This window comes from Verrucosispora sp. ts21 (assembly GCF_002879555.1).
Classification (GTDB): Bacteria; Actinomycetota; Actinomycetes; order Mycobacteriales; family Micromonosporaceae; genus Micromonospora; species Micromonospora gifhornensis.
Genome location: NZ_PNOZ01000080.1, coordinates 20385 through 27047 on the forward strand (window position 1 = coordinate 20385; position 6663 = coordinate 27047).

General features: G+C 71.6%; 6 protein-coding genes. 4 read left to right on the forward strand and 2 right to left on the reverse strand.

Features of this window, described 5'->3' with window-relative positions; genetic code table 11:
* Nucleotides 1-9: 9 nt before the first annotated feature.
* Entirely contained in the window at nucleotides 10-1674 is a 1665-nt protein-coding gene (locus C1A38_RS25635) for a phospho-sugar mutase (RefSeq protein WP_102660276.1), read from the forward strand.
* 56 nt (nucleotides 1675-1730) lie between these two features.
* Here the strand turns inward: C1A38_RS25635 and C1A38_RS25640 are convergent, their stop codons facing one another.
* The gene (locus tag C1A38_RS25640; RefSeq protein ID WP_102660277.1) at nucleotides 1731-2405 is read right to left on the reverse strand and encodes a GOLPH3/VPS74 family protein; all 675 of its coding nucleotides are present in this window, start codon (nucleotides 2403-2405) and stop codon (nucleotides 1731-1733) included.
* A gap of 75 nt (nucleotides 2406-2480) precedes the next feature.
* Nucleotides 2481-3113, reverse strand: coding sequence for a uracil phosphoribosyltransferase (gene upp, locus C1A38_RS25645; protein ID WP_102660278.1), 633 nt, complete (start codon nucleotides 3111-3113; stop codon nucleotides 2481-2483).
* Nucleotides 3114-3236: 123 nt separating this feature from the next.
* Between upp and deoC the strand changes: the two genes are divergently transcribed.
* Genes deoC through C1A38_RS25660 form a run of 3 tightly spaced genes read left to right on the forward strand, consistent with a single transcriptional unit; the run spans nucleotide 3237 to nucleotide 6500 of the window.
* Entirely contained in the window at nucleotides 3237-4247 is a 1011-nt protein-coding gene (deoC, locus tag C1A38_RS25650; protein ID WP_102660279.1) for a deoxyribose-phosphate aldolase, read from the forward strand.
* A 5-nt stretch (nucleotides 4248-4252) separates the two neighbouring features.
* Nucleotides 4253-5683, forward strand: a complete 1431-nt coding sequence (locus C1A38_RS25655; protein ID WP_102660280.1) for an aldehyde dehydrogenase family protein — start codon at nucleotides 4253-4255, stop codon at nucleotides 5681-5683.
* Nucleotides 5676-6500 (forward strand): aldehyde dehydrogenase family protein, encoded by an 825-nt coding sequence (locus tag C1A38_RS25660; RefSeq protein ID WP_102660281.1) that lies wholly within the window; start codon nucleotides 5676-5678, stop codon nucleotides 6498-6500. Before C1A38_RS25655 ends, C1A38_RS25660 begins: the two co-directional genes overlap by 8 nt.
* The last annotated feature ends 163 nt before the right edge of the window (nucleotides 6501-6663 follow it).

Consider the following 6663-nt stretch of genomic DNA (forward strand, 5'->3'; position numbering starts at 1 on the left):
CAAGAGCCAATGGCGGCGGACACCGAAGACCTTGACAGCATTCGCGAGCGGGCCGAGCGTTGGCTCGCCGACGATCCGGACCCGGCCGACCGGGCGGAACTGCGGGCGGTGCTCGACGGTCTTCCCGCCACCGCGCCGGAGTTGGCCGACCGGTTCGCCGGACCGCTGACCTTCGGCACCGCCGGGCTACGTGGCCCGCTGCGCGCCGGCCCGAACGGCATGAACCTCGCCGTGGTCACCCAGGCCGCCGCCGGGCTTGTCGCCTGGCTCGCGGCCCAGGGCGGCACCGGCCCGCTGGTGATCGGGTACGACGCCCGGCGCGGCTCCCGGCAGTTCGCCGAGCGGACCGCCCAGGTGGCCACCGGGGCGGGACGCGCCGCCCTGCTGCTCCCCCGACCGCTGCCCACCCCGGTGCTCGCCTACGCGGTGCGGCAACTCGGGGCGGTGGCCGGGGTGATGGTCACGGCCAGCCACAACCCGCCACAGGACAACGGCTACAAGGTCTACCTCGGCGCGGAACTGGGCGGTGCCCTGGGTGCCGGGGCACAGATCGTGCCGCCGGCCGACGCCGGCATCGAGGCCGCCATCCGGGCGGTCGGCCCGCTCGCCGAGGTGCCGCTCGGCCCGGCCGGTCAGGTGCTCGGTGACGAGATGGTCGCCGGTTACGTGGCCCGCGCGGTCGAGGTGCTACCGGCGGGTGGTCCGCGCGAACTGAACGTGGCGTACACCCCGCTGCACGGCGTCGGCGCGGCCGTGCTCACCGCCGCCTTCACCGCCGCCGGGTTCCCGGTGCCCGGGGTGGTGCCCGACCAGGCCGAACCGGACCCGGACTTCCCCACCGTCAGCTTCCCCAACCCGGAGGAGCCGGGCGCGGTGGACCGGCTGGTCGCGCTCGCCGAGTCGACCGGCGCCGACCTGGCCATCGCCAACGACCCCGACGCCGACCGCTGCGCCGTGGCCGTGCGGGGCGAGCAGGGTTGGCGGATGTTGCGCGGCGACGAGGTGGGGGTGCTGCTCGCCGACCACCTGATGCGACGCGGGGTGACCGGCCTGTACGCCACCACCATCGTGTCGTCGTCGCTGCTGCGGGCCATGTGCACCGCCCGGGGCCTGCCGTACGACGAGACGTTGACCGGGTTCAAATGGATCGTCCGGGCCGGTGGCGGAGCCGAACCGCTGGTGTTCGGCTACGAGGAGGCGCTCGGCTACTGCGTGGCCCCCGAGCACGTCCGGGACAAGGACGGCATCACCGCCGCGCTGACCGTCGCCGAGTTGGCCGCCGGCCTCAAGGCGCAGGGTCGTACGCTCACCGACCGGCTTGACGAGTTGGCCGCCGAGTTCGGCGTGCACCACACCGACCAACTCTCCGTACGCGTCGACGACCTGCGGCTGATCGCCGACGCGATGGCCCGGATCCGCGCCGCCACCCCGGCCACCCTGCTCGGCCAGCCGGTCACCGAGGCACAGGATCTGCTCCCCGAGGCGGACGTGGTGATCCTGCGTACCGACGCCGCCCGGGTGGTGATCCGCCCCTCCGGCACGGAACCGAAGCTCAAGGCGTACCTGGAGGTGGTGGAACCTGTCGCGGACGGCGACGTCGCGGCGGCCCGCTCCCGCGCGGCGCTCGCCGTTGCGACGCTCCGCACCCAAACAGCACACGCCCTGGGCATGTAAGGAAGGGCACCTTCTTAACGCCTGCGGTCTAGGAAGGGCCCCCTGTTAACACCAGGTCAGTGGCGGGGGCCGAGGGCGGCTTGGACGGCACGGCCCAGGGCGGCCACCACCAGGCCGACCGAGGGGCGGACCACCGACCCCTCGATGCTGACCTCGCCGGTGAAGCCGGCCCCGCTGGCGATCTCCTCCAGCCGGTGATGGGCCTGCTCGGCGGCCTCGCCGCTCAGCCCGAGGGCGGACTCCATGCGGAGCACGGCGACCAGGGTCGCCAGCGCCGCGGTCCGCTCGTCCGGTGCCGCTCCGGTCAGCGCGGCGGCGAGCCGTTGCCGGGTGTCCGCCTCCACCGAGCGGTCCAGCACCGGATAGCGGTGTACGTGGATGAAGCCCAGCTCGGTCTCGTCGACATCGCGGACGACGCCGTGCTCACACAGGTCACCGAGGATCCGGTCGCGCAGGCCGTGGCGCAGCCGTTGCACCCAGGACGACGGGCTGTGCGGGGTGTCGGCGGCGATCCGGGTGAGCACGTCGTCGATGACCGGCTCACCGGTCGGCGTCGGGTCGACCACCGTCAGCGCGCCGTCGTCGTACGCGATCCGTCCGGCCAGGGCCAACTCGATCAGAGCCGCCGCAGCCATCCCCAGGTCGAGGCTGATCCGCGGCATGGTCGCCTTGCCGGTCTCGTCGTCGTACGCGAGCAGGAGCAGCTCCTCAGCAAGCGGAACACCCGTCATGCCTCAGAACGCTATCCCTACCCCTGCCCCCGACACCCCGCCTCGCCCCGTTGATCATGAGGTTGACGGCACAGGTCAGAAGCGGGGCATGCCGCCGAACTGGCGGTCGCCTGCGTCGCCCAGGCCGGGGACGATGAACTTGCTGCCGTTGAGACCCTGGTCGATGGCGGCGGTGACCAGGCGCAGCGGCAGGTTGGAGCGCTTGAGGCGCTCGATGCCCTCGGGGGCGGCGAGCACGCAGAGCACGGTGATGTCGGTGCAGCCGCGCTCGGCGAGCAGCCGGCAGCAGTGCTCCAGCGAGCCGCCGGTGGCCAGCATCGGGTCGAGTACCAGCACCGGCAGGCCGTTCAGGTCCCGGGGCAGCGACTCCATGTAGGCGCGCGGCTCGAACGTCTCTTCGTCACGGGCCAGCCCGACGAAGCCCATGGACGACTCCGGCAGCAGCCCGAGCGCGGCGTCGGCCATGCCGAGGCCGGCCCGCAGCACCGGCACCAGCAGCGGAGGGTTGGCCAGCCGGGTGCCTTCGGTGGCGGTCACCGGCGTCTGCACCGGGTACCGCTCGATCGGGAAGGAGCGCGCAGCCTCGTACACCAGCATGGTGGTGAGTTCGTGCAGTGCTGCCCGAAACGAGGAGGAATCGGTGCGTTCGTCCCGCATGGCGGTCAGCCGGGACTGGGCGAGCGGGTGGTCAATGACGAGTACGTCCACGATCGCTCAACCTACCCGCCGCCGACGGCGGCGCGCGGCCCCCCGGCCCGACCAGCGACCCTGCTCACCACCGGAGCGCATTGGTCAAGATCACTCACCATCGGTCTGCGTAGACTTCGGGACATGACGGCGACAGCGACGTCGGCCCACTCGGAACTCACCGAGCTGGGACGATCCGAGACCGCTCTGCGGACCTTCCTGCACGGCCTACCGGGCGTGGACCAGGTCGGCGCCGAGCAGCGGGCGGCCCAACTCGGCACCCGCTCCATCAAGACCACCGCCAAGGCACAGGCCATCGACCTCGCGATCCGGATGGTCGACCTGACGACGCTGGAAGGCGCGGACACCCCGGGCAAGGTGCGGGCGCTCGCCGCCAAGGCGCTGCGCCCCGACCCGGCCGACCCGTCCTGCCCGCACGTCGGCGCGGTCTGCGTCTACCCCTCGATGGTCCCGTACGCGGCCGAGGTGCTGCGCGGTTCCGGGCGGGCGGCGGGCGGCACCGCCCCGCACCTGGCCAGCGTGGCGACGGCGTTCCCGTCCGGTCAGGCGCCGCTGGAGGTCAAGCTCGCCGACACCCGCGCCGCCGTCGAGGCCGGTGCCGACGAGATCGACATGGTGATCAACCGGGGTGCCTTCCTGGCCGGCCGCTACCGCGAGGTCTACGACGAGATCGTCGCGATCAAGGAAGCCTGCGGCGGTGACGATGCCGGTCGCCAGGGGCGACCGCGAGCCCACCTCAAGGTGATCCTGGAGACCGGCGAACTCGGCACGTACGACAACGTCCGTCGTGCCTCCTGGCTGGCGATGCTGGCCGGCGGCGACTTCATCAAGACCTCCACCGGCAAGGTCCCGGTCGCCGCCACCCTGCCGGTGACCCTGGTGATGCTGGAGGCGGTCCGCGACTTCCGCGCCGCCACCGGCCGGCAGGTCGGTGTGAAGCCGGCCGGCGGCATCAAGACCACCAAGGACGCCATCAAGTACCTGGTCATGGTCAACGAGACCGTCGGGCCGGACTGGCTGAACCCGGACTGGTTCCGTTTCGGCGCATCCAGCCTGCTCAACGACCTGCTGATGCAGCGCACCAAGCTGACGACCGGCGTCTACGCCGGCCCCGACTACTTCACCCTGGACTGACCGCGATGTTCGAATACGCTCCGGCCCCCGAGTCCCGCTCGGTGGTGGACATCAAACCGTCCTACGGCCTGTTCATCGACGGCGCGTTCGTCGACCCGGCCGACGGCGGCAGCTTCAAGTCGATCAACCCGGCCTCCGAGGAGGTGCTCAGCGAGGTCGCCGAGGGCGGACCGCAGGACGTGGACCGCGCGGTCCGTGCCGCCCGGAAGGCGTACGAGAAGGTCTGGGGTCCGATGCCGGGCCGGGACCGGGCCAAGTACCTGTACCGGATCGCCCGGATCATCCAGGAACGCTCCCGCGAGCTGGCCGTGCTGGAGTCCCTGGACAACGGCAAGCCGATCAAGGAGTCCCGCGACGTCGACCTGCCGTTGGTCGCCGCGCACTTCTTCTACTACGCCGGCTGGGCCGACAAGCTGAATCACGCAGGCTTCGGCGCCAACCCGCGACCGCTCGGCGTGGCCGCCCAGGTCATCCCGTGGAACTTCCCGCTGCTGATGCTGGCCTGGAAGATCGCCCCGGCGCTGGCCGCCGGCAACACGGTGGTGCTCAAGCCGGCCGAGACCACCCCGCTGACCGCGTTGCTGTTCGCCGAGATCTGCCAGCAGGCCGAACTGCCGGCCGGCGTGGTCAACATCGTCACCGGTGCCGGCGAGACCGGACGCGCGCTCGTCGAGCACGACGGTGTGGACAAGGTCGCCTTCACCGGCTCCACCGACGTCGGTCGGGCCATCGCCCGCGCGGTCGCCGGCAGCCGCAAGAAGCTCACCCTGGAGCTGGGCGGCAAGGCCGCCAACATCGTCTTCGACGACGCCCCGGTCGACCAGGCCGTCGAGGGCATCGTCAACGGCATCTTCTTCAACCAGGGACACGTCTGCTGCGCCGGTTCCCGGCTGCTGGTCCAGGAGTCCGTCGCCGAGCAGGTGCTGGAGTCGCTCAAGCGCCGGATGGCCCAGCTGCGGGTCGGTGACCCGCTGGACAAGAACACCGACATCGGGGCCATCAACTCGGCCGCCCAGCTGGCCCGGATCAGGGAACTGACCGAGGCCGGAGCGGCCGAGGGCGCCGAGCAGTGGTCGCCGTCGTGCGAGCTGCCCGAACGGGGCTTCTGGTTCGCGCCGACCATCTTCACCGGGGTCACCCAGGCACACCGGATCGCCCGCGAGGAGATCTTCGGCCCGGTGCTGTCCGTACTCACCTTCCGCACCCCGGCCGAGGCCGTGGAAAAGGCAAACAACACGCCGTACGGGCTGTCGGCCGGGATCTGGACCGAGAAGGGTTCCCGGATCCTGTGGACGGCCGACCGACTGCGCGCCGGGGTGGTCTGGGCCAACACGTTCAACAAGTTCGACCCCACCTCGCCGTTCGGCGGCTACAAGGAGTCGGGCTACGGTCGCGAGGGCGGCCGGCACGGGCTGGAGGCGTACCTCAATGTCTGAGCGGGTCGCGGTACGCAAGACGTACAAGCTCTTCATCGGCGGGAAGTTCCCGCGTAGCGAGTCGGGACGGTCGTATCTCGTGCAATCCGCGAACGTGTCGCTGGCCTCCCGCAAGGACGCGCGGGACGCCGTGGTCGCCGCCCGCTCCGCCGTGAAGGGCTGGGCCGGCGCGACCGCGTACAACCGGGGTCAGATCCTCTACCGCATCGCCGAGATGCTGGAGGGCCGCCGCGACCAGTTCGTGGCCCTGGGCGTACCGGCCGACGAGGTCGACGCCGCGACGGACCGCTGGGTCTGGTACGCGGGCTGGTCCGACAAACTGCCCCAGGTGTACGGCGGCGCCAACCCGGTCGCCGGGCCCTACTTCAACCTGTCCGCCCCCGAGCCCACCGGCGTGGTGGCGGTGGTGGCCCCGGAGACACCCGCCCTGCTGGGTCTGGTCAGCGTGATCGCCCCGGCGATCGTCACCGGCAACACCGTGGTGGTGGCCGCCTCCCCGGCCGCCCCACTGGCCGCGGTGACCCTGGCCGAGGTGCTGGCCACCTCCGACCTGCCGGGCGGGGTGGTCAACATCCTCACCGGTCGCCTGTCGGAGACCGTGCCGACCCTTGCCGCGCACATGGACGTCAACGCGATCGACCTGACCGGGGTCACCGACCCCGAGTTGGCCGCTGACCTGGAGGTCAAGGCGGCGGAGAACCTCAAGCGGGTGCTCCGGCCGGTGCCGGTTGATCACGACTGGTCGGCCGATCCTGGGCTGGGGCGGATGACGGCGCTGCTGGAGACGAAGACCGTGTGGCACCCGAAGGGCGTCTGAGGTCTTCGGGTTTGCCCTAGCTGTCCCTGGGTGGGGTTTCTAGCTGTCCCTGGGTGGGGTTTCCAGCTGTCCCTGGGTGGGGTTTCCAGCTGTCCCTGGGTGGGGTTTCCGGGGGAGCCCACCCGCTCCGGGCGGTCAGGCTTGATCCCTGCGCGGGTGGGCT